Raw genomic sequence first — 20,871 nt, forward strand, 5'->3', positions numbered from 1 at the left:
TCTAACTGGGTTAAAATTAACACTTTGTTGAAAAAACACGGTCGTTGGTTTAATTTTAACATTATTTATGCCTTTTTATTTTTTTTTGATACTCCTAACAAATATATTTACGGTCTTCAAAAAACAATAAAATAAAAAATTAACCTTATTATTATGAGTTCAGAAAATGTTCAAACCAAATGGGGGCAATTTATCTCTTTGATAATCGTCTTCTTCTTTTGGGGTTTTGTTGGTTCTGCTAACGACATCCTGATTCCAGTATTCAAAAAAGTATTTACGCTATCGCAAGTACAATCTCAATTAGTAGCGTGGGCTTTCTATGCTGCATATTTTGTTGGATCAATTATATTCTTTATCGTTTCTTTAAAAGTAGACGTTTTACAAAAATATGGATACAAAAAAACCTTATCAGCAGGATTAATTTTGTCTGCAATAGGTTCATTCTTATTTATACCTGCAGCTACAACTGAAAGTTTCCCTTTCTTTTTAACAGCTTTATTTACGGTAGGATTAGGATTCTCTATCCAGCAAATTGTTGCAAATCCGTTAGCAATTAAAATGGGAAGTCCAGAAACTGGAGCACACCGTTTAACACTTGCAGGCGGAATCAACTCTTTCGGAACAACAATCGGAGCTATTTTATTAGGTATTGCTTTATTCGGAATGGGTGACAACAAAAAAACTGCCCTTTCATTAGAAGACATTAAATTGCCATTTATAATTTTAGGTTTGGCTTTTATTGCTGTTGCTATATTTATGAACTTCTCAAAAATTGAGGATCCTGTAAAAGAGGAAGAAGCAATAATTGCAGAAAAACACAGTAAATTCAACATTCTTGACTATCCGCAATTATACTTGGGTATGTTAGGAATTTTTATTTATGTTGGAACTGAGGTAACTATTATCAGTAATCTACCAGCTTTATTACATACTAACGAATTCGGAAACATCTTAGAAGACGCAATCGCACCATTTATCGCGCTTTACTGGGGAAGTTTAATGATCGGTCGTTGGAATGGTGGAGCAAACGTATTCAACACTTCAAACTTAGTAAATACAGCTCTTAAATTTATCGTTCCAGCTGCGGCATTTGGAGTAATTATTGGAGCAAATATATTTGCTGCACACGATGTTTCTTCATTCTACATTTACCCATTCTGGATTTTACTATTTATTGCAGTAAGTTTTGTAGGTGGTAAAAATGCTGGAAAAACATTAATGCTTTTCGGAATTTCAGGATTAACCATGATGGTTTTAGGATTAGTATGGCCAGACCCGCAAATTGCTAAATTTTTCTTTATCTCTGGAGGATTGTTCTTATCTATCATGTGGCCTTCAATCTTCGATTTAGCGATTGCTGGATTAGGAAAAAACACAGGAAAAGCATCTTCTTTCTTAATCATGATGATTCTTGGTGGTGGAGTAATTCCATTAGTGCAAGGAAGTATCTGTGATTTAGATGCAACAAATCCAAACGGAATTTTCGGTATCACATACACTCACTTCTCTTACATTGTACCACTTCTTGGTTTTGCATATTTAGGATTCTACGGTTTCTACTGCCCTAAAATTTTAAAAAGACAAGGAATCAGTCACATAGAAAGTGCTGGTGGCGGACACTAAATATTAGAAATATCAATAAAAAAAAATCCAAATTCCTACCGAAAACTCGGACTCCATAGGAATTTGGATTTTTTTTATTTAATAAGAAAAAAACTCAGAACCTTAGCGTCTCAGAATCTTAGAATCTTACTTCGCATTAATAACATTACTCAAGTTCTTCTTAAAAAGAGCCTTATTTTGCGCCGTTAAAGAATAAACAACATCTTTATCCGCATGAACTACTATCTTATCGATATCTGCATTTAAAAGCGCTTGAGGATCCTTTATTTTCAAAGTACAAGCTCCATCAAAGAAACCATCATCTTCTATTGTTTTTCTAGCTTCTATTTTTGTACCATCGCTTAAAATAGCTGAAATAGTCATCTCACTATTTAATGTTTTCGAATAAAATCCGTCCATTACCAACATAAGGCGATAAGTATTTTTTAATTCTGGCCCTTTAAATTCATGCCTCGTAATATTATATTTGAGACCTTTGGCGAGAGTTTGAAATTTAACAGAACAATCCAATTCAAAAGTAGCAACATCACCCGCCTCATTTACCGAGGTAATAACTTTAGCGGCTTGAGCGTTTATCGAAAAACTAGCTACAAAAAAAGACAACATAAGTAGGATAACTTTCATATTTAACTGTTTAAGATTCAATATAAAAGTAAAAAAAAAGGTCTTTTCTCGTTAGAAAAAAGACCTTTTTATTTTGTAAGTATCTAAGGATTATTTGTTTCCTTTTTCGAAGTCAGCTACAAACTGAGCTAAACCGATATCTGTCAATGGATGTTTCAATAAACCGTGAATTGCAGAAAGTGGACCAGTCATAACATCAGCACCAATTTTAGCACAGTTTACAATGTGCATTGTGTGACGTACAGAAGCAGCTAAAATTTGAGTTTCGTAACCGTAGTTATCATAAACCTCCCTAATTTCTTGAATTAAATTCAATCCATCAGTAGAAATATCATCTAAACGACCAACGAATGGAGAAACATAAGTAGCTCCAGCTTTAGCAGCCAATAAAGCTTGTCCTACAGAGAAAACAAGAGTTACGTTAGTTTTAATTCCTTTATCAGAAAAGTATTTAGCAGCCATAACACCTTCCTTAGTCATAGGAAGTTTTACAACAATCTGCTCATGTAATTCAGCCAACTCCTCGCCTTCTTTAACCATACCGTCAAAGTCAAGAGCATTAACTTCAGCACTTACATCTCCTTCAACAAGATTGCAAATATCAACATAATGCTTAAGGATATTGTTTTTTCCAGTGATTCCTTCTTTTGCCATTAAAGATGGGTTTGTTGTTACACCGTCTAAAACACCTAGAGCTTGTGCTTCTTTAATTTGAGCTAAATTAGCTGTGTCTATAAAAAATTTCATAATTATTTGTTTAATTAAAAATGGTTTGTTCGTATTTATGTTTTTGCGAGTTTTCTTTAAATAAAGATTTTAAAGAAAAATCTAATTGCAAAATTACAAAATCAATATCAATAACGTTTTTAAAATTAAAACCATTTTTAAATTATATGTTAAAAATAAGTGTATTTTTTACATTTTATAATCAATTATAGTATAATTAAAAAAGTGAGCGAAAATTACTTCGAATTATTTCTATTCAATTCTTTCAATTCATCTCTAATTTCTTCCAGAACTTTCAAAGTATCTTCTTTGTAAAGCTCAGTATTATTTATTTTATCACTTATAGAAGCAAAAACCTTTCGAATTACAAGCCAGATAACAACAAAAAATAAAACCCCTAAAATCGTAGGTAAAAATTCAATTATCTTATCCATGATATTTATAATTTATAATGATTCATTAGCATTTTCTCATACATTTTATCTGGAAGTGCGCGTTTCAATACAATTGAAAACTTCTGCATGAAAGCTCCGACTTTATAATGTACGTTTGGTTTTTTAGTCTGAATGATTTTATAAACTGCTTCTGCCATTTCGTTCGGATTACTTCCTGCATCAACATGATCATTCATTGTTGCTAGAACATTTCCATAAACTTTTTCGTAAGCAGAATCTTTAATAACCGGCGCATGATAACGTCCAGCGGCAATATTAGTCGCAAAATCTCCAGGCGCCACATTCGTAATTTCAACACCAAAAGCTTTAACCTCCATTCTTAAAGCTTCAGTAATTAATTCTAAAGCTCCTTTTGATGCAGAATAAACGCTTCTGTATGGAAGTCCCATATAACCGGCAATCGAAGTGATATTGATAATAAGTCCAGAATTTTGCTTACGCATTTGCGGTAATGCAGCTTTCATAACCTCAATAGGTCCGAAAAAATTAGTCTCAAAATTATTTCGAATTTCTTCGGTCGGAATTTCTTCCAACGGCCCTGTAATTCCAACTCCTGCATTGTTAATTACAATATCTAATCTTCCAGAAGTTGCTATAATTTTATCTACAGCAGTTTTAATAGAGTTAGAATCTCTAACATCTAATGCAACCAAAGGAAACACTGAATTTAAAACTTTCTCAGGATTTCTGCTTGTTCCGTATACTACGAAACCTTTTTGATGTAAAAATTCACCAATAGATTTTCCAATTCCTGATGATCCTCCGGTAATTAAAACGACTTTGCTCATTTTTTTAGTTATAAGTTTTTGGATTTTGAGTTTTTAATTTTCCAACCAATATTTAAATTCAAGTTTAGAATCTAATTCTTTTATCAATGTGGAATCTGTAATTTCTTTTGAAAAATCTACAATAATTTTATTAGGATCAATGGTTGAATAATTTAATGAGTAATATTTATTTAAAGCAACTTCACTATTTTCTGGGCATCTGCCAACACTATTTCTGTACACTTTCTTATCAACATAATATTTCACAAAAGCCTTAGTAGTTTTTGGAAATTGCTTACAATAAGTATACTTACAAATTGTTTGCCCTCGATTTTCATAAATTTCTTTTCTATCATTATGCGCTTTAACAAAAAGATATCCAAAGCCTATAACTAGAATAATTAGAACTATTTTGGAAAGTTTCTCTTTCATATCTGAATTTAAAGATGTCCAAAAATAAAAAAATCCTCCTGAAAAGGAAGATTACAAATTAATTTAATTCTAAAAAAATAAAAAAATGGCAAGCGACCTACATCGCACCGCTCAACCACGTACCCTTGCTATGTTCCCATCCTGGGGGAGTCTGCAGGAGCTGGTCGTGTAGGACTTGCCGGTGCAAATATACAACCTTTTTATATTTTTGCAAGACCTTTGCGACAATAAAAATATCGTCGTATATTGCCTTATTCAAATTTTAAACTATGAAAAAATATAACTTCCTAGCTGTCATTTTATTAGGAATTACATTAATTGGATGTGGAGAAAAAAATAAAGGTGAAAATTCTTTATTTACCATCGATGATTCTGCTTTTCCAGCTCATCTTACGCAAAAAGAAGCGCTAAATATCGCAATTTTGAACCCAAAATCGAAAGAAATTGACAGCGTTGCCTACTTCGTAAACGATAAAAGAGTTGGAGGAACAAAAGGTGCTGAAAATTTTAGATTTGAATTAATAGATCAAAAATTAGGATATCAATACCTAAAAGCGAAGGTTTATTTTGGTGGAGATTCTTCTGATGCAACTACTAGAATCGAAGTAGTTTCAGATATTGAACCTAAATTATTAAAATATAAAATCGTAAATACTTTTCCTCACGACAAAAAAGCGTTTACTGAAGGTTTAGAATTTTATAAAGACACTTTATACGAAAGCACTGGACAAGAGGGAGCTTCATTCATAAAAAAATACGATTATAAAACTGGAAAGGTTTTTCATCAAATTGATCTTGACCAACAATATTTTGGAGAAGGAATTACATTTCTAAATGATAAATTATTCCAACTGACTTACAAAAACAAAAAAGGTTTTATCTACAATGCTAAAACTTTAAAGCTTGAAAAAACCTTTGATTACGAAAAAGATATTGAAGGTTGGGGAATGACAAATGACGGAAAGTACATTTACCAAACAGATGGAACTGAAAAAATTTGGAAAGTTGATCCAGCTACTCAAAAAATGATTAATTACATTAACGTTTATTCGGGGGCTTCAAAAATTAAAGCCGTTAATGAAATTGAATGGATTGATGGAAAAATTTATGCTAATGTTTGGTTCAAAGATGCTATTGCTGTCGTAAATCCAAATTCTGGAGCTGTTGAAGGAATTTTAAATTTATCTGATTTAAGAAAAACTATGACAGACATTACAAAAGATGATGTTTTAAACGGTATCGCATACAATTCTAAAACTAAAACTATTTTTGTAACTGGTAAAAATTGGAGCAAAATGTTCGAAATTACAGTTTCAGAATAATTTTTTTAGCCAAAAAACTATTTTACGAATTTCACAAGTTTTCACTTATTCATAAGGGAAAATTTGTGACTCGACCGCAGGGAACTGGCGAAGCAAATTTGTGTTTTATAACAATTCTTACTAATGATCACTTTAATCACAAACATACAAGAGTTACTACAAGTTCGCGAAACTTCAATTGACAAAGTTTCTGGTTCTGAAATGGCTAAACTTCCAACAATTAAAAATGCTTTTTTAGTTTTAAAAGACAATTTAATTGAAGATTTCGGTTCAATGGACAATCTTCCAAAAATAAATGCTGACGAAATTATTGACGCAACAGGAAAGGTTGTGCTTCCGTCTTGGTGCGACAGCCACACTCATATAGTTTATGCAGGAAATCGTGAGCAAGAGTTTGTAGATCGCATCAACGGACTTTCTTATGAGGAAATCGCTAATCGCGGCGGAGGAATTTTAAATTCAGCTAAAAAATTAAACGAAACTTCTGAGGAAGAAATTTATGAACAATCTAAAATTCGTCTCGAAGAAGTAATGCATTTAGGAACTGGAGCTGTTGAAATTAAATCAGGCTACGGATTAACAATCGAAGGCGAACTAAAAATGCTTCGCGTCATTAAAAAATTAGCTGAAAATTATCCGATTTCAATCAAAGCTACTTTCTTGGGCGCACATGCCTTCCCTACTCATTACAAAGAAAATAAAACAGGTTATATTGACGAAATTATAACTAAAATGATTCCGGAAATTGCCAAAAACAAGCTTGCAGAATATGTAGATATTTTCTGCGAAAGCGGTTATTTTTCTGTAGAAGAAACAGAAAAAATCATGCAGGCTGGAATTGATTTCGGCTTAAAGCCAAAAATACATGTGAATCAATTTAATTCGATTGGCGGAATTCAAGCTGGAGTTAAATTTAAAGCGCTTTCTGTAGATCATCTTGAAGTTATGAATCCAGAAGATATTGAAGCATTAAAAGACACAGAAACAATGCCTGTTGCTTTACCTTCTTGTTCTTATTTTTTAAGCATTCCATATACACCAGCGCGCGAAATGATAAAAGCAGGTCTTCCTTTAGCATTGGCTACAGATTTTAACCCTGGCTCTACTCCATCTGGCAATATGAATTTTGTTGTAGCAACAGCTTGCATCAAAATGAAAATGACTCCAGAAGAAGCTATTAATGCCGCAACAATAAACGGCGCTTACGCAATGGGACTTTCAGAAACTCACGGAAGTATTACAAAAGGCAAAAAAGCTAATTTAATACTGACAAAACCGATTTCTTCTTATTATCAGATTCCTTATGCTTTCGGAAGCAATCTTATCGAATCTGTTTTTGTTGAAGGCAAAATTTTAAAATAAATCGTTTGTCGAAACAAAACAATTCGATTCAATAATAAAAATCGAATTTGATCTGCCAAAATCTTTTTAAATCTGCTTGAAACATTTTGCGCAGATTTTTTTTTCACGCAGATTTCAAAAGATTTAAGCAGATGCGCACTGATTAAATTAGCAAAAAATTATTTCCTTTATCATTAGACACCGCCAGCATCTAAGTTACTTAGAAAGATTAGTCCATAAAAAAAGGTCTGTGAAAAATCACAGACCTTTAATATCAAAGTGGTATTTTATCCCATTAGGCTAAATTATCTTAAACTAAAGCTAGTTTTAGAAACTAATTCGTCATTATCAAAAACATTGATGAAGTAAGTTCCTTTTGCAAAATCTTTACCTGGAAGATCTTCACTCACATTAACGCTTTTGTTTTCATATTTTACAGTAGTTTTAAAGCTGTAAGTCAATGTGTTCTCTCCAAAGCTTTCTGTTTTCTTTTCGCCTAAAACATTGTTTTTAGCATCAATTACCTGCACATAATAAGTTTTATCACCAGATTTTGCAATTTGGTTTTCAGCAATAGTAAAACTAACTTTTAAGATATCTGCACGACTTGCTTTATCTGTTTCAATTTGCTTACCTGAGCTTTTTAATTTGTAAGCTGAAGTTTTAGTATTTAAAACTGATAATTTAGAACCTTTTTCTACAGTTTTAGCTAATTCTTCGTTTTGACCAACTAATACTTCGTTATATTTTTTAGATTCTCCTAAAACTACAATAGTACTATCTCTTTGAGTAGTTAAAACACCATTTTGTTTTTTCAACTCATCGTTTTCAGCAACTAAAGTTTTCATTTTACTCTGCATAGCTTGAACTTGAGATCTGTATTTAGAAACATCTCCTTTAGATTTGTTCAAATCATCCATTAGAGCAACCACTTTGTCTCTCTCTTGGATTAATTCGTCAGACATTGAAGTATTTTCAGCAATTGCAGCATCATAAGTTGCTTTTAACTCCTGCAAATCTTTCATTACTGATTCTTTTTCTGTCATAGTTGTAGTAAGTTCTGTCTTAACTACATCTGTATCAGAAGATAATTTAAAAATATACACTAAGCTACCGATCAGTAGGACTGCTAATACTGCGATTACCGCTTTTAGACTTGAATTGTTGTTCTTTGGGTTTTCCATATTTAAATAATTTTCTTTAATAACAAATTTAATAATTAATATAAGGTAATAACGTAAGTTTCTACAATTATATTATTTTTGGAAAATAAATTTTTTTCATGGAAAAATTAATCCCATTCACTATAAATGATTTAGCAAAAATCACAAATCATAGAAGTGGTGAAATAAAGTTCGGAGAAAAAATGATTGTTGTTCCTCCAGGGGCTGACATTGTTAATTTTCTTAAAGAAAGCGAAGCTAAATATGTGCTGTTAGGAATTCCTGAAGATATTGGCGTGCGTGCCAATTACGGAAGACCTGGAGCTGCTTCTGCATGGCAATCTGCGATAAAAAGCATTGCAAACATTCAGCATAATAGATTTTCTAAAGGAAGTAATATCATTGTTTTAGGACAAATTAATGTTACTACAGAAATGCGCGAAGTAGAAAATCTTGATTTTAATGACATTGACGATCGTTCCAAATTAAGCCAGCTGGTTGAAAAAATAGACAAAGAAGTATCTCATGTCATTTTTACTATAATTAAAGCAGGAAAAACACCAATTATTATTGGCGGAGGCCACAACAATTCGTACGGAAATATTAAAGGTGCCGCTCTGGCGAAAGGAAAACCGGTAAATGCCATTAATTTTGATGCACACTCTGATTTCAGAATTTTAGAAGGCCGTCATAGTGGAAATGGTTTTTCGTATGCTTATGAAGAAGGATTTTTAAAGAAATATTTCATTTTTGGCCTTCACGAAAATTACACTTCGAAAAGCGTTTTAGATATTATTAAAAAACTGGAAGACCGCGTTCGTTATAATACGTACGACAGCGTAAACATTAGAAAAGAAAAAGATTTTAATCGCGAAATGATTACTGCTTTGGATTTCATTAAAAATGATGCTTTCGGAATCGAAATCGATCTTGACGCAATTCCGAATATTGCCAGCAGCGCTATGACCATCAGTGGTTTTTCTGTTGAAGAATTGAGACAATTTGTTTCTTTCTTTGGCGAACACAAACATGCTACCTATTTGCATATCTGCGAGGGCGCACCAGATTTAGACAATTCTCCAAATAATAATTTAATTGGTAAATTAATTGGTTATTTAGTAACCGATTTTATCAAAGCAAACATAGAACCTGCTTAATTTTAAATATTCTATTTGATTATGCTGTAAGGCCTGTTTCCCAAATAAAAGCAAATTCAAACAAACGATTGAACGAATAAACATATCTTTGCATGCATTTTAGTAATTAAAACTAAAATACTTAATACCAAAGATATGTTATTCGAAGATCTATCACTTTCAAAAAGTATACAAAAAGCCGTATTTGAAGAAGGCTATTTAAATCCGACTCCTATTCAGGAACAATCTATTCCGATTGTTTTATCAGGAAGAGATTTAATTGGCTGTGCGCAGACAGGAACAGGAAAAACGGCAGCTTTTGCTATTCCAATCATACATCAATTACACCGCATTGTCGGTTCGTCAAAAAAAGCGAAACAAATTCGTGCACTTATAGTTACTCCTACTCGTGAACTTGCGGTACAAATTGGAGAGAGTTTTGATACTTATGGCAAGTATACCAACTTAACACAATTAACCATTTTTGGAGGAGTTTCTCAAAATCCACAAGTTGACGCTTTAAAAAATGGTGTAGATATTTTAGTTGCTACTCCAGGACGTTTACTTGACCTTCAAAAACAAGGTTTTCTTGATTTAGATCACCTGCACACTTTGGTGCTTGATGAAGCAGATCAGATGTTGGATATGGGTTTTATAAACGATGTCAAAAAAATCGTAAAACTAACTCCTAAAAACAGACAGACTTTACTTTTCTCTGCAACAATGCCAATTGCAATTCGCGAGCTTGCAGAAATGTTTCTTAAAGATCCCGAAAAAGTGGAAGTTTCTCCAGTTTCTTCTACAGCAGAAAATGTAGAGCAACGCATTTATTTTGTTGATAAAACTGAAAAAAGAAACTTATTATATAGTTTGATTAAAGAAGAAAATTTATCAAACGTACTTGTTTTCTCAAGAACAAAACATGGTGCTGACAATGTTGTAAAAGCACTTCGTAAAAAAGATATTCCGGCAGAAGCAATTCACGGAGATAAATCGCAAAATGCAAGACAAAGAGTTTTAGACGCTTTTAAAAACAAAGAAGTTGGAGTTTTGGTTGCAACCGATATTGCAGCGCGAGGAATTGATATTGAACAACTTCCTTATGTTATCAATTTTGATTTACCGAATATTCCTGAAACTTACGTTCACCGTATTGGCCGTACAGGCCGTGCAGGAAATGGAGGAATCGCAATTTCTTTCTGCGGAAAAGATGAGCTTCCTTATTGGAAAGACATTCAGAAACTGATAAAAGTAGATGTAAAAACGATTGCCGATCATCCATACCAATGGCATTCTGGAAGTCCAGAAGCTGGAGAAAAGCCTAAAAGTTCAAACAGAAGCGGTGGTGCTCACAAATCGAGAAAATCAGACAATTCTAAAAAAAATAAAAAACGCTGGTACTAAACAGCGTTTTTTTCTTTTATCAAGAAATTGATTATTTTAAATAATTTAACCGGTTCAAAAGGTTTAATTATAATATCATTCATTCCAGATGAAATCGCTTCATCTGTAATTTCATCCTTATCAAAAGCTGTCAAAGCTACAATTGGCGTTTCTATTCCTTGAAGTCGTATTCTTTTTGTAGTTTCAAATCCGTTCATCAAAGGCATATTAATATCCATTAAAATCAGATCAAACGTTTCGTCTTCTAAAATTTTAAGTGCCCCAAAACCATCATCTACTACTTTACAGACATAATTATTTTTTTCAATAATTTTCTTTGTAACAAGCTGATTAATCAAATTGTCTTCAACTACTAAAATTTTATAAACTTCGCATGAAGTCAAATCAACTTCAATCTCATCAATAATACTTTTCGTTTTAGCTAAATCATGTTCAAAAGCGATTGTGAACGAAAATGAAGTTCCTTTTCCTAAATCACTGTCCAAAGTAATCGTGCTTCCAAAAAGCCCCAAAAGTCTTTTTACAATGCTAAGTCCTAAACCAGTACCCTGATAATCTTCCTCTTTTCTTCCAACTTGAACAAACTTTTCAAAAATCTTATTTTGGTCTACAATTGCGATTCCTATTCCGTTGTCTTTTATTAAAAAATCTAAATAATAAAGCTTTCCTTCCGCCTTATTTAATTTTACAATAATTTCAACTTGCCCGTTTTTAGTGAATTTCAACGCATTACTTACCAAATTCATCAAAATCTGCGCTAGACGCAGTTTATCTCCAATTAAATACTCTGGAATACAAGGATCTATAGAAATAGAAATACTATTATTATTTTTCTGGGAAAGAAATGAAAGAGAGTTCTTAATTACCGTAATTTCATCTGAAATATTAAAAGTTAGGTTTTCAAGTACAATTTTGTTTTCTTCAATTTTATTGATCTGCAAAATATCATTTACAAGAGATAATAAGTATCGCGCAGAAAATTTTAGTGAACTTAAATGCTGGCTTCTTGAAATTTCCTTATGCTCATCGAGTAGCATATTGGTGATTCCGACAACACCATACAGCGGAGTGCGCAATTCGTGGCTTATCGTAGATATAAATTGTGTTTTGAGCAAAGAGGCTTCTTCTGCAATTTCTTTGGCTTTAAGAAGCTCCAAATTGTGTTTTTTCTTGTAAGCGATATTCTTTATCAGAGTGACAATTAAAATCAAAAGAATCAGAGAGATTAAAATAAAAAGAATCACAATAATTTTTGATTTTCTTAAGCTTTGAGACTGCTCTACTTTTTCGCCCTCAACTTTGTCAATCTGTCTTTTATATTCATCCAATTCAAGACTTAAACCTGCTTGAGATGCTTTTTTAAGCTTCTTAACATCGTACAAGTTATCCGAAAGATTATAATGATTAACAAGAGCTTCATAAGCTTCTTTGTGTTTATTAATTTTATTTAAAAAATGGGAATATTCTAAATAAGCATGAGCTAAATCAGTTTTTTCCTGACATTTTTTTCCAGATTCTATTGCGCTCAAAAAATAAGCGTTTGCAGCCTTATCATCATTTATATAACTAGAATAAATACCATTCAGCATATCAACAATAACTTCTGTCGTGCCGTCATTGTATTTAATTTTAGTGCTATTTACGTACTTCAGAAAAAGATTTCCTTGCTTGTAATTTCCAATATCAAAATAAGCCCATGCAATATTGACATTCGTAAAATAAACCTCTTTTAAGTCATTTATTTTCAAAGCATAAGCAACCGCTTTCTTATAATTTCGGATTCCTTCGTCAAACTGTTTTTTTTCAAAACAATACATATTCCCTAAATTATTATAGAGAAGACATTTTATAGAATCATTATTGGTTTTATTAGCGTAATACAAGCCTTTTTTGTAGAAAAAAATAGCCTTATCAAACTCTGACAATTCGTTATAATTAGCCGCTATAATATTATACGAACGAGCTATAAGGCAATAATCTTTTATTGCCGTAGCAGCATTTAATGCAACTCTAGAATAGATAAGTGATTTTTCGAAATTAGACTCCCTAAAATTTAAAAGGGCTTTCTTTACAGTATTATCAATTTTAGGATCGAGACTACAATTAGATTGCGCAATTGCTGAATTGGCAAAGCAATTCAGAACCAAGAGAAAAAGTAAAAAAATCCGTTTGTGGGGCATTAATCGGCTAATTTGATCAAATATACACTTTAAAATAAAAAAAAGCTGCATTTTGTAAAAAAATACAGCTTTTTGAATATTATTTAGATGCTGGGATAAAATTTAAAATCTCAGCGCTATTATTTACTCTTTATTTTCCTCCCATTGCCCTACAACAGAAGTCGCTAATGCATTCCCTAATACATTGGTTGCGCTTCTAAACATATCGCAAAAGTGGTCAATTGGAAGAATCAACGCAATTCCTTCAATCGGAATATCAAACATACCGCATGTTGCCGCAACTACAACCAAACTTGCACGAGGCACACCTGCAATACCTTTACTAGTAAGCATTAAAACTAAAAGCATTGCCATTTGCGTTCCTAAATCTAAATGCACATTATAGAATTGAGCAATGAAGATACTTGCAAAGGTCATATACATCATGCTTCCATCAAGGTTAAATGAATATCCTAGTGGCAACATGAACGAAACAATTTTATCTTTTACTCCAAAACCTTCTAATTCTTCCGTCAATTTAGGAAATACAGCTTCACTACTTGTTGTTCCAAAAGCAATTGCTAAAGGTCCAGTAATACGTCTTAACAATTCAGTCATTCTTCCTTTAAGGAAAATATATCCTACAAGAATTAAAATTGCCCAAAGCGTACCTATACCGATTAAAAATGAACCAAAAAACTTGAAATATGTAATAACCAATTCTTCTGCATCACGAATTGCAAACACACCTGCAATGGCTCCAAAAACTCCAATCGGAGCAAACTTCATTACATAGTTTACCATTTTAAGAACAATATGAGATAACTTATCGAAAGCACTAATAATTGGTTTTACTGTAGGCCCTAAAGATGCTGCCGCTAATCCAAAGAAAATAGAGAAAACTACAATCTGAAGGATTTCATTAGTCGCCATTGCTTCTACAATACTCTTTGGTACAATATGCTCAACGAAGTTATCAAAAGAAAGATTTTGTGTTTTACCTGTAACTTCAGAAGCTGCCGCCATGTCAACGTGCTCTAATTTTAAACCAACACCCGGCTGTAAAACATTTACGTAAAACAATCCAATCAAAAGAGAAATAAATGAAGCTGTAAAAAACCACCCAATAGCTTTTCCTCCAATTCTCCCAACAGTTTTAATATCTCCTAATTTTGCAATTCCCACTACCAAAGTCGTAAAAACTAACGGAGAAATAATCATTTGCACCAAACGAATAAAGATCGTAGCCAACATTTTGATTTTGCCACTAAATAACTTTGCCGCATCAGGCGAAATGGTATTGTGCAATATAATTCCTAAAATGGCTCCAAGAACCATCGCAATTATAATTTGCCCTGTTAATCCCGAAAGAAATGATTGTTTTTTAGTTTCTGTAACTTCTTGCATAAATTTTCTTTTTAATTATTAAAATATAAGACCCTCACTGTCTTACCTTTTATTAATATGTTTTGTTGATCAAATAAAAATCAGCCAAAACAATTGCCGCCATCGCTTCTACGATTGGCACTGCGCGAGGCACTACACACGGGTCATGACGTCCTTTACCTGTCATTGGTGTAATATTTCCTTTATTATCTAAAGAATCCTGAGTCTGCATAATAGTAGCCACCGGCTTAAAAGCAACTCTGAAATAAATATCCATTCCGTTGCTAATCCCGCCTTGAATTCCGCCAGAAAGATTTGTTTTTGTAGTTCCGTCAGGATTGTACAAATCGTTATGTTCGCTTCCTTTCATTTCAGATCCAGAGAAACCACTTCCGTATTCAAAACCTTTTACAGCATTAATAGAAAGCATTGCTTTTCCTAATTCTGCATGAAGTTTATCGAATACTGGCTCTCCTAAACCAACAGGAACGTTCTGAATCACACAAGTTACAACACCTCCTACAGTATCTCCTTGTTTGCGGATATCACGAATATATTCTTCCATAATCGCTGCCGATTTTTCATCTGGACAACGTACTGGATTGCTTTCAATTTTAGAAAAATCCAATTCTTGATAAGGTGTATCTAAATGAATTGGACCAACAGAAGACACATAAGCATTAATGTTAATTTCAGGTAACATTTGTTTTGCAATTGCTCCTGCCACTACTCTACTTGCTGTTTCTCTTGCAGAACTTCTTCCTCCGCCACGATAATCACGGAAACCATATTTCTGATCGTAAACATAATCAGCATGGCTTGGTCTGTAGTTATCTTTTATATGAGAGTAATCGTCTGATTTCTGGTTGGTATTTGGAATAATGAAACCAATTGGGGTTCCAGTTGTTTTTCCTTCAAATATTCCTGATAAGAATTGAACCGCATCTGGTTCTTTTCGTTGCGTAACAATTGCTGACTGGCCTGGCTTTCTTCTTGCCATATCTAGTTCAATTGCTTCAAAATCTAGTTGTATCCCTGAAGGGCATCCATCAATAATTCCTCCTAAAGCCTCTCCGTGAGACTCCCCAAATGTTGTTACTTTATATAGTGTGCCGAAGCTATTTCCTGCCATTGTATTTAGTTTTGAGCAAATGTAAGTTTTATGAATTAAATTAAAAAATTTAAAATTGTTAATACTAAGGAAGTTTTAATCAGTTAAAATTTACAATTTTATAAAAATATTACCAATTTCATAACCTTTTAATAAAATCAAATTTGACAAATTTTCATTCATTTGTACAACTTCAAATCAAGAAAAATTGAAAAAAAGAAATGTCGAATTGGTCATTCTTTCTGATGTTCACTTAGGAACTTATGGAAGTCATGCTAAAGAATTAAACAACTATCTTTCAAGCATTAAACCCAAAACTTTGGTCTTAAACGGCGATATTATTGATGCTTGGCAGTTTCGTAAATCTTATTTTCCAAAAGCACATTTACGAGTTATTCAGCGCATAATCGGAATGGCTTCTAAGGGTACAAAAGTCTATTATATTACTGGAAATCACGATGAGATACTCCGAAAATTCAGTGATATGAATATGGGTAATTTTGCTCTAGTTGATAAATTAGTTTTAGAATTAGACGATAAAAAAGCTTGGATTTTTCACGGAGATGTTTTCGATGCTTCGGTTCAGCATTCAAAATGGATTGCAAAACTTGGCGGATTAGGCTACGATTATTTAATTTTAATAAATCGATTTGCCAATTGGTGTTTGGCAAAACTAGGACGTGAACCTTATTCTTTTTCTAAAAAAATTAAAGCAAGTGTAAAAAAAGCTGTGAAATTTATTTCTGATTTTGAAACTACGGCGACCGATCTAGCTATCGAAAAAAACTACGATTATGTAATCTGCGGACATATCCATGAACCGAAAATCGTGACCAAAGAAAACAAATATGGCTCTACTTTATATTTAAACTCAGGCGATTGGGTAGAAAACTTAACTGCACTGGAATATCATAAAAAACGCTGGAAACTGTTTTCTTACAAAGCCAGTAATTTTTCAGAAGAAGAAAATCTTTTAGAAATGGAAGATCTCATAACTTCTCAGTTAATTTCATCTATAATCCTAAAATAAATATTTCAGGTATTTATTTTAAGAATTTTAACACTCCGAATTTCTAAAAATGAAAATTATATAACAATTTTCAAAAATATTATACGTTCTCTATCTGACTGTAATAATACATTTGAAAAAAATTAATTAACCATTTTTATGAAAAAAATACTTTTATCAGCCATGATGCTTGTGGGCTTAGCATTTACAGCTCAATCACAAGAAATTTCGAAACACGCTCTAGGATTACGTCTAGGAGACAATAACGGATTTGGAGGAGAAATATCATACCAATTGGGGCTAAGTCAAAAAAACAGACTTGAATTTGATTTGGGATGGAGAAACAGTAGAGATGTAGACGCAGTAAAAGGAGTTGCTCTTTACCAATGGGTTTGGAACATCGACGGAGGTTTTAACTGGTATGCTGGTGTCGGAGGAGGACTAGCTGCTTGGGATTACGATTACCACTACAACAATACAAGATTTAATGACAGCGGAACTTACGTTTTTGCAGCTGGAGATGTCGGTATTGAATACAGATTTGATGAAGTGCCAATTACTTTATCATTAGATGCAAGACCTGAAATTGGTTCTGGATATTATGACGATGATAATTTTGGTTTTGACGTTGGTTTAGGCGTTAAATTCAGATTCTAATTGAAAATAAAAAATAATTGTAAGAAGAAGCCTGTCCTTTTAAAGTGACAGGCTTTTTTTATATCTCCCAAAGAAATTAAAAAGGGCTTCGACTCCGCTCAGCCTGACAAACTTTGAAATCGCTTCCTAAGAAACAATCAATGTCAGGCTGAGCGGAGTCGAAGCCCATTCCTATATATTTTACTTAATAATAATTTCTTTCTTAGAATGAATTTTCACCACAGTATAAGGATATGAAATAACCTGCATAGTCATTGCATCTTTTGCAGGGCTATTTTCTTTTACCGTAATAATAATATTCTTATCTGTTTCTTCTACTTTTTCGACATCGATAGAATAACCGCTTGTGTTTTTCTCGCCCATATTCAAAATCACATAATTGTAATCGTGAACATTTGGGTTTTTCATCTTATCTGCCAAAAGCGGATCGTTTTCTAGCATTTTAACTTCATTGGGTTCAGTCAAAATTTCGAAAAATTTAATATTTCCACCGCCGTTCGATTGTGTTGTTAAAACTTCGTATAATGCGTTTGAATTCTCTACTTTCTTTACTCCGCACGAAACCAAAACAAAAATCACTAAAACAGAAATTACTTTTTTCATTTTTATCCTTTTAAATTAATGCTTTTCATATTTATAATCATCGACAGCTTTTTGGTACAAAGCTTCATATTTCGGCAGAATGTTTTTGATATCGAACTTTCTAGCCACTTCTAAAGCATTTGCTTTAAACTGACTTAAAACCGCATCATCTTTCAAAATTTTCAATGCATTTTGAGCCATTTCTTCCACATTGCCAACGTTGCTTAAATATCCTGAAAAACCATCAAAATTAACTTCAGGCAAACCACCAGAATTACTAGAAATTACTGGAACACCACATGCCATTGCCTCTAATGCAGCCAAACCAAAACTCTCTGTTTCAGAAGGTAGCAAGAACAAATCAGTCATACATAAGATCTTATCTATTTCATGGCTATTGCCGAAGAAAATAACTTTATCTAAAATCCCTAATTCTTGACATAAGATCTCTGCTTTTTCTTTTTCAGGCCCATCTCCAACCATCATCAGTTTAGCTGGAATTTCTTTCTGAACATTATAAAAAATCTTAATAATATCCGGAATACGTTTTACTTTTCTAAAATTACTAATATGTGTAATAATACGTTCATTCTCATTTGCCATTACATAACGGTGGCAAGGTGCGGTTGGATCTTTTTTTACTTTATCCAATTCAATAAAATTCGGAATTACTTTGATTTTATTCTTGATTTTGAATAATTTTAAAGTATCATCTTTCAAACTCTGAGAAACTGAAGTAACATAATCTGATTTATTGATACTGAAAGTTACCGCAGGTTTGTAAAACGGATGATTTCCAACAAGCGTAATATCTGTTCCGTGAAGCGTTGTAATCATCGGAAGATTAATTCCTTCATTTTTCAGCATTTGTTTTGCCATATAACCCGCATAAGCATGTGGAATGGCGTAATGTACATGCAGAAGCTCTATTTTATACAATTTAACCATATCGACCAATTTACTCGACAAGGCTAATTCGTAAGGCTGATAATGAAACAAAGGATATTCCGGAACATTTACCTCGTGGTAATGAACATTCGGATTTAAAAGTGCCAATCTAACTGGCTGGCTGTATGTGATAAAATGTATTTCGTGTCCTCTTCTGGCTAACTCGAGACCTAACTCTGTGGCTACTACACCACTACCTCCAAAAGTAGGATAACAAACTATTGCTATTTTCATGGATTAAATTTAATTCTACGAAAATACTCAAAAATAGCGTTTCATCAGGCTTTTAAATTGTTAGATTTTTGACAAAATTAGATTAATCCTAGTTAATGTTATTTTTAAGAAGCACAACATTAGAAGTAAAAAAGAACAGTTGTCCCGCTTTCCGCTATATCTTTTATGGCGAACCCCGCCATAAAAGGATACCGCTCCAATCGGGGCTAAATTAGAACTTTTGTTTACATCAGAAATCAAGTTTACCAAACAACGTGACACCTTTAAACTTGAAATCTGAAACTTCTAACTTTAAACAAAAAAAAGGCACAAAATTTAAATTTCATGCCTTTAAAATATTTTATAAATATATCTTAGAAAAATCTGCTGTGCCAACTTTCGCCAGCAGGAACTTCCCAAGCATCGTTAAATTCTTCAATATTGTTAACCAAATTATTAAATACAATTGTATTCGCCGTTACCGCTTTATCTTTAACCATTTTCTTAAAATCGATTAATGGTTTGTGCGCAATATGTTCTCCAAGTTTAAAAGTAACGTTCATTTTATCTAATAAATCAACGTCATATTTCTTTTCTAATGCTTGAATAAATTCAACAGAACTATCAATAGAACATCCCGTAGCCGCTTGAACATCTTGGTTAACTGCCAATATAATAAAACGATTGTATTTCAATAAAAACGAAGCTTCTAGACTTGTGCCGTGTGCAGCCCATTGTTCTACAAAAGCTTTTAAATCTGTTTCTATTTCAGAAAACTCTTCCTCAGAAAATTTTCTGTTCGATTGATAAATCCAAATTCTAGATTCACCTGGTAAATTTTCAAAAGGTATATACATTTTAATTTTAGATTTTAGATTGTTGATTTTAGATTTCTGAAAGTTTGAGGTTTCAAGTTTAAAAACTTAGTATCTCAGAACCTTAGCATCTTAGAATCTTAAAAAAATTATAGATCTTGTGCATTCGCAATTAATTCAGCAACATCCATTACTTTTACTTCTCCTTCTTTATGCGCGTGTTTAATTCCGTCAGTTAACATTGTATTACAGAACGGACAACCAGCTGCAATAATATCTGGCTTAGTTTCTAAAGCATCTTCTGTACGAAGAACGTTTACTTCTTTATTTCCAGGTTCAGCATCTTTAAACATTTGTGCACCACCAGCTCCACAGCATAATCCATTTGCTTTAGAACGTTTCATTTCAACTAATTCAACGTCTAATTTGCGAATTAAATCTCTAGGCGCTTCGTAAACTTTATTTGCTCTTCCTAAATAACAAGGATCGTGGAAAGTAATTTTTTTACCTTTAAATTGTCCGCCCTCAACAGTTAATCTTCCATCATCAATTAATGACTTCAAAAATTCTGTATGGTGAATAACTTCGTAATTACCTCCTAATTCTGGATATTCGTTTTTCAGTGTATTAAAACAATGTGGACAAGCCGTAACGATTTTTTTAGCTTCATAAGCATTCAAAACCTCGATATTCATCATGGCTTGCATTTGAAACAAAAATTCATTTCCTGCTCTTTTTGCAGGATCGCCAGTACAACTTTCTTCTGCGCCTAAAACTGCAAAAGAAACATTCGTACGATTTAAAATTCGCACAAACGCTTTAGTAATTTTTTTTGCTCTATCATCAAAACTTCCTGCGCAACCTACCCAAAACAAAACTTCTGGCTGTTTTCCTTCGGCAAGCATTTCTGCCATTGTTGGCACTACTAAACTTTCTGACATCTCTTTTTGTTTAATCGTTGAATGTTTAATTGTTTAATCGGAAATTGATCGAATTCT

At 32.7% G+C, this 20,871-nt stretch carries 20 protein-coding genes and 1 other RNA gene; 7 read left to right on the top strand and 14 right to left on the bottom strand.

The annotated features are described in order from the left end of the window. Positions 1-153 precede the first annotated feature (153 nt). Entirely contained in the window at positions 154-1,623 is a 1,470-nt protein-coding gene (locus QLQ96_RS21020) for an MFS transporter (RefSeq protein WP_482493083.1), read from the top strand. A gap of 126 nt (positions 1,624-1,749) precedes the next feature. Here the strand turns inward: QLQ96_RS21020 and QLQ96_RS21025 are convergent, their stop codons facing one another. The 6 genes from QLQ96_RS21025 to ffs all read right to left on the bottom strand — a co-directional run bounded on the left by QLQ96_RS21025 (position 1,750) and on the right by ffs (position 4,808). Continuing rightward, the gene (locus QLQ96_RS21025) at positions 1,750-2,247 is read right to left on the bottom strand and encodes a hypothetical protein (RefSeq protein ID WP_482493084.1); all 498 of its coding nucleotides are present in this window, start codon (positions 2,245-2,247) and stop codon (positions 1,750-1,752) included. Positions 2,248-2,337: 90 nt separating this feature from the next. Continuing rightward, positions 2,338-2,994 carry a fructose-6-phosphate aldolase gene (gene fsa, locus QLQ96_RS21030; RefSeq protein WP_482493085.1) on the bottom strand — a complete coding sequence of 219 codons (657 nt, stop codon included), beginning with the start codon at positions 2,992-2,994 and terminating at the stop codon, positions 2,338-2,340. 215 nt (positions 2,995-3,209) lie between these two features. Beyond that, a complete protein-coding gene (locus tag QLQ96_RS21035) occupies positions 3,210-3,407 on the bottom strand; it encodes a hypothetical protein (protein WP_482493086.1) in 198 nt (65 codons plus the stop codon). A 5-nt stretch (positions 3,408-3,412) separates the two neighbouring features. Beyond that, the gene (locus QLQ96_RS21040; RefSeq protein ID WP_482493087.1) at positions 3,413-4,216 is read right to left on the bottom strand and encodes an SDR family oxidoreductase; all 804 of its coding nucleotides are present in this window, start codon (positions 4,214-4,216) and stop codon (positions 3,413-3,415) included. Between the two features lie 33 nt (positions 4,217-4,249). Continuing rightward, complete coding sequence (locus tag QLQ96_RS21045) at positions 4,250-4,627, bottom strand: hypothetical protein (protein ID WP_482493088.1); 378 nt, start codon at positions 4,625-4,627, stop codon at positions 4,250-4,252. An 83-nt stretch (positions 4,628-4,710) separates the two neighbouring features. After that, an RNA gene (gene ffs, locus QLQ96_RS21050) (signal recognition particle sRNA small type) lies at positions 4,711-4,808 on the bottom strand. An 88-nt stretch (positions 4,809-4,896) separates the two neighbouring features. Here ffs and QLQ96_RS21055 point away from each other — a divergent pair. Together QLQ96_RS21055 and hutI are read left to right on the top strand one after the other, a co-directional pair. Next, positions 4,897-5,949 (top strand): glutaminyl-peptide cyclotransferase, encoded by a 1,053-nt coding sequence (locus QLQ96_RS21055; RefSeq protein WP_482493089.1) that lies wholly within the window; start codon positions 4,897-4,899, stop codon positions 5,947-5,949. Positions 5,950-6,072: 123 nt separating this feature from the next. Next, entirely contained in the window at positions 6,073-7,311 is a 1,239-nt protein-coding gene (hutI, locus tag QLQ96_RS21060; protein ID WP_482493090.1) for an imidazolonepropionase, read from the top strand. Positions 7,312-7,595: 284 nt separating this feature from the next. Here hutI and QLQ96_RS21065 read toward each other — a convergent pair whose 3' ends face one another. Then, entirely contained in the window at positions 7,596-8,474 is an 879-nt protein-coding gene (locus tag QLQ96_RS21065) for a hypothetical protein (RefSeq protein ID WP_482493091.1), read from the bottom strand. 98 nt (positions 8,475-8,572) lie between these two features. Here QLQ96_RS21065 and QLQ96_RS21070 point away from each other — a divergent pair, with 98 nt between their 5' ends. Both QLQ96_RS21070 and QLQ96_RS21075 read left to right on the top strand, forming a co-directional pair. Beyond that, positions 8,573-9,610 carry a formimidoylglutamase gene (locus tag QLQ96_RS21070; protein WP_482493092.1) on the top strand — a complete coding sequence of 346 codons (1,038 nt, stop codon included), beginning with the start codon at positions 8,573-8,575 and terminating at the stop codon, positions 9,608-9,610. Between the two features lie 135 nt (positions 9,611-9,745). Further along, positions 9,746-10,993: a DEAD/DEAH box helicase gene (locus tag QLQ96_RS21075; protein ID WP_482493093.1), complete on the top strand. Its 1,248-nt coding sequence runs from the start codon at positions 9,746-9,748 to the stop codon at positions 10,991-10,993. On the opposite strand, the gene QLQ96_RS21080 is transcribed toward QLQ96_RS21075, so the two are convergent. The 3 genes from QLQ96_RS21080 to aroC all read right to left on the bottom strand — a co-directional run bounded on the left by QLQ96_RS21080 (position 10,990) and on the right by aroC (position 15,670). Further along, positions 10,990-13,173 carry a response regulator gene (locus QLQ96_RS21080; protein WP_482493094.1) on the bottom strand — a complete coding sequence of 728 codons (2,184 nt, stop codon included), beginning with the start codon at positions 13,171-13,173 and terminating at the stop codon, positions 10,990-10,992. The two genes, QLQ96_RS21075 and QLQ96_RS21080, sit on opposite strands and share 4 nt — an antisense overlap. Before the next feature lie 123 nt (positions 13,174-13,296). Further along, positions 13,297-14,559 (bottom strand): dicarboxylate/amino acid:cation symporter, encoded by a 1,263-nt coding sequence (locus QLQ96_RS21085; RefSeq protein ID WP_482493095.1) that lies wholly within the window; start codon positions 14,557-14,559, stop codon positions 13,297-13,299. A gap of 52 nt (positions 14,560-14,611) precedes the next feature. Continuing rightward, the gene (aroC, locus tag QLQ96_RS21090; RefSeq protein ID WP_482493096.1) at positions 14,612-15,670 is read right to left on the bottom strand and encodes a chorismate synthase; all 1,059 of its coding nucleotides are present in this window, start codon (positions 15,668-15,670) and stop codon (positions 14,612-14,614) included. A 187-nt stretch (positions 15,671-15,857) separates the two neighbouring features. Between aroC and QLQ96_RS21095 the strand changes: the two genes are divergently transcribed. Together QLQ96_RS21095 and QLQ96_RS21100 are read left to right on the top strand one after the other, a co-directional pair. Further along, complete coding sequence (locus tag QLQ96_RS21095) at positions 15,858-16,679, top strand: UDP-2,3-diacylglucosamine diphosphatase (RefSeq protein ID WP_482493097.1); 822 nt, start codon at positions 15,858-15,860, stop codon at positions 16,677-16,679. 138 nt (positions 16,680-16,817) lie between these two features. Then, the gene (locus QLQ96_RS21100; RefSeq protein ID WP_482493098.1) at positions 16,818-17,315 is read left to right on the top strand and encodes a hypothetical protein; all 498 of its coding nucleotides are present in this window, start codon (positions 16,818-16,820) and stop codon (positions 17,313-17,315) included. Positions 17,316-17,495: 180 nt separating this feature from the next. Here QLQ96_RS21100 and QLQ96_RS21105 read toward each other — a convergent pair whose 3' ends face one another. The 4 genes from QLQ96_RS21105 to QLQ96_RS21120 form a co-directional block, all read right to left on the bottom strand. Beyond that, a complete protein-coding gene (locus QLQ96_RS21105) occupies positions 17,496-17,918 on the bottom strand; it encodes a protease complex subunit PrcB family protein (RefSeq protein WP_482493099.1) in 423 nt (140 codons plus the stop codon). A gap of 15 nt (positions 17,919-17,933) precedes the next feature. Next, positions 17,934-19,079: an N-acetyl-alpha-D-glucosaminyl L-malate synthase BshA gene (gene bshA / locus QLQ96_RS21110; RefSeq protein WP_482493100.1), complete on the bottom strand. Its 1,146-nt coding sequence runs from the start codon at positions 19,077-19,079 to the stop codon at positions 17,934-17,936. Between the two features lie 353 nt (positions 19,080-19,432). Continuing rightward, a complete protein-coding gene (locus tag QLQ96_RS21115; RefSeq protein WP_482493101.1) occupies positions 19,433-19,915 on the bottom strand; it encodes an ABC transporter ATPase in 483 nt (160 codons plus the stop codon). Positions 19,916-20,022: 107 nt separating this feature from the next. Continuing rightward, entirely contained in the window at positions 20,023-20,814 is a 792-nt protein-coding gene (locus QLQ96_RS21120; RefSeq protein ID WP_482493102.1) for a (Fe-S)-binding protein, read from the bottom strand. Positions 20,815-20,871: the final 57 nt, after the last annotated feature.

The organism is Flavobacterium sp. B167r, assembly GCF_056824315.1.